2 protein-coding genes and 1 pseudogene are annotated in these 2,938 nt (G+C 67.6%); 2 read left to right on the forward strand and 1 reads right to left on the reverse strand.

What is annotated here, in order from left to right; all coding sequences use genetic code 11:
- Positions 1–561, forward strand: a pseudogene (locus tag AB0J09_RS61130) (SDR family oxidoreductase); the annotation flags it as partial.
- Positions 562–870: 309 nt separating this feature from the next.
- Here the strand turns inward: AB0J09_RS61130 and AB0J09_RS61135 are convergent.
- Complete coding sequence (locus tag AB0J09_RS61135; RefSeq protein WP_360713196.1) at positions 871–1,779, reverse strand: TIGR03620 family F420-dependent LLM class oxidoreductase; 909 nt, start codon at positions 1,777–1,779, stop codon at positions 871–873.
- A gap of 137 nt (positions 1,780–1,916) precedes the next feature.
- On the opposite strand from AB0J09_RS61135, the gene AB0J09_RS61140 reads away from it, so the two are divergent.
- Positions 1,917–2,489, forward strand: coding sequence for a helix-turn-helix domain-containing protein (locus AB0J09_RS61140; protein WP_360713198.1), 573 nt, complete (start codon positions 1,917–1,919; stop codon positions 2,487–2,489).
- Positions 2,490–2,938: the final 449 nt, after the last annotated feature.

Consider the following 2,938-nt stretch of genomic DNA (forward strand, 5'->3'; position numbering starts at 1 on the left):
CCCGCGCCGACGTCGCCGACATGAGCGCGGTGGCGGCCATGTTCGACCTGGCCGAGCAGACCTATGGCGGTCTCGACGTCGTGGTGCATGCCGCCGGAATCGTGGAGTTGGCCCCGCTCGCCGACTTGGACCTGGCCTCCCTCGACCGGGTCATGAACATCAACGTGCGCGGCACCTTCGTGGTGGATCAGCAGGCTGTGCGCCGGGTACGGCGGGGCGGCACGATCATCAACCTGTCCAGCTCCGTCGTCGGCCTGGCGTTTCCCGGCTACGGGGCTTACGCAGCCCAGCAAGGGCGCGGTGGAGGCGTTGACCCTGATCATCGCCCGGGAGTTGCGCGGCCGTGACATCACGGTCAACGCGGTCGCGCCCGGGCCCACGGCCACCGACCTGTTCCTGCACGGTAAGGACGAGGAGACCATCGCCCGCCTGGCCGCCCAGCCGCCGTTGGAGCGTCTGGGAACCCCGCGGGACATCGCCGAGACCGTCGCCTTCCTCGCGAGCCCTTCGGGCCACTGGGTCAACGGCCAAGTGCTGCGCATCAACGGCGGGATCATCTGATATGCCCCAGGTCATCCACGGCCTCCAGCAGGGTGGCCAGCGGGAGCGAGAGCAGGGTTGACCGGCTCGTCGCCGGGGCGAGGGAAGGTGAGCAGGTCGGCGGCTCGGCCCTGGACGCGCAGGGTCGGGCCGGGATTGCCGCACGGGCCGGCGTCCGAGCAGCATCCGCGCCGGCATCGCGCCGGTCGCCGCCGCGCGCGCATCTTGCAGGAGGATGCCGTGCGTTCCGGCGGTGCCGGAGGTGGTGATCAGCCGCCGGCGCGTGCCGCCAGCCGTGCCTGCTGGCTGGTTGCAGTGGTGTTGACGTGCTCACACCAATCCACGCGGCAACGCAGACGCAAGTTGTTCGAGTTGCTTGACGGCCGTGGGCAGGTCATCGGTGAGGGGATGGACAAGCACGTGGTCGGCGCCGGCGTCGAGTTGTGCTTGAACGCGCTCGGCGATGGCGTCCGGGGTGCCCCACGCGACCAGCCCGTCGATCAGCCGGTCACTTCCTCCATCGGCAATGTCCTCCTGGCTGTAGCCGAGACGTAGCCAGTTGCGGGTGTACGGCGAATCTGGATTGATCTTGCCTCGGTACCGCCGAGCGATGGCACGGGCCTGCTCGGGATCGGGTTCGATGATGAACGCCTGCTCGGGGATGAGCAACTTATCGCTTCCCAGGGCTTCCCGGACAAGAGCAGTATGTTCGACCGGAGCTGAAAATGAATGGACGCCGTCCGTGCGGTCGCGAGCCAGTTGCACCATTTTCGGCTGCAACGCGGCCAGCACCCGAACAAACGGCTCCGGCGGCGGGTTGCGCGTCGTCGCCAGGTCCATCTCGTCGAGGTAGTCCCGCATGATCTTGAGGGGATGGCTGTAGTCCTGCCCGTTGGCTTCGACCAGGGACCGTTGACTGACGCCAAGACCGAGGACAAACCGTCCAGCGTACGCCTCGGCCAACGTCGCGGCACCACCCTGCATCGTGGCGGGATGACGCGCCCAAATGTTGGCGATCCCAGTGCCGATCATCAATCGGCTGCTCGCGGCGAGCTGAATGGCGCCGTTGGCTAAGGCGTCCTTGCCGCCGATTCCTTCAGGTCCCCACAGCGAGCCGTACCCGAGGTGCTCAACGCGTCCCACAGCGTGGCGCCAGCTCTCGATCGGGGTGCCGCGCAGGTGGGGTCCACCAAGCCACACTCCCACGGGTCCCAGCTTCGCCTTCACTTCTGTGATCACTTCCGAAACCTCCACACGCCCGACGGCTGTTATCCGGGGACTGTCTCCGGTAAGCGTTGATGCTATCCGGGGATAGTCCCCGGTACAATCGTTTGGCGGGAAGGGGATCTATGGGTGACACGAGGGCACCGCGTGCGATGCGGGCAGATGCACAGCGCAATCGGGCACGGTTGCTCGCCGCGGCGAGCGCGGCGTTTGCTCGCGCGGGCGTGGAGACCTCGCTCGATGACATCGCCCGTGACGCCGACGTGGGTTCGGGCACGCTTTACCGCCACTTCCCCACCCGAGAGGCGCTGGTGGAGGCCGTCCTCGACGACCGTTACGAGGCTCTCGCCGCCGAGGCCGCCAAGCTACAGGTTGAGCACTCGCCACAGGAGGCGCTCCTGGCCTGGTTGAAGCTCTTCGTCAACCACCTCATGACGTATCGAGGGCTGGCGGCAAGCGTCACCGCCGCGCTCCACAACGAGACGTCGCAGTCGCACTCTGCCTGCCATGCCATGCGCGCCGCAGCATACGAGGTCGTGGCGATGGCCCAGCGCAGCGGCGCTGTCCGGGATGACATCGACGCCTCGACGATCCTGCACCTAGCCGCAGGTGTGGCATGGGCCGGTGAGCAGTCGCCCGCCGGCCGGGCCGGGGTCGGGCAAATGCTGGCGGTCCTCATAGATGGACTGCACTGCAACAGCCGCCTTCCGCGGGCGCCTGATTGATCCCGGTGGATCAGCGCACCTGCACGCCACCTACACCATGGACGTCCTCCCGGCCATGCTCCTGCTCGGCGTCGGCGCGGGCCTGGCGCTTCCGGCGGTCATCGGACCGGCCATGTCGGGTGCCACACCCAGCGATTCGGGTCTGGCCTCCGGACTGCTCAACAGCACTCAGCTGGCCTTCGGCGTCGCGCCAGCGCGAGGGCGGGACATCATCCGATGCCGAGGATGCTTCCGTTTCAGCACAATCCGGCTTCGGCGAGATGCTGTAAGGGCCGGATGGCGGAACTGATACGGCGGCCGACAGCGCCGGTGCGAGTCGAGCTAGTGCTCTGACCGCATAGGTTCGCCGGTTTGGTGATCGTGGCGGTTTGATGGGCGGTGACGTCCGATCCGACCGCTGGAGGCGCGGTGGCCGAGCCTGTCCGTGTGCGCAGACTGACCGACCAGGA

Source organism: Nonomuraea sp. NPDC049784, assembly GCF_040659615.1.
Lineage (GTDB): Bacteria > Actinomycetota > Actinomycetes > Streptosporangiales > Streptosporangiaceae > Nonomuraea.

Bases quoted from the DNA above. Each gene is read 5' to 3' on its own strand.
- AB0J09_RS61140 (WP_360713198.1), top strand. From the start codon at position 1,917: ATGCGGGCAGATGCACAGCGCAATCGGGCACGGTTGCTCGCCGCGGCG.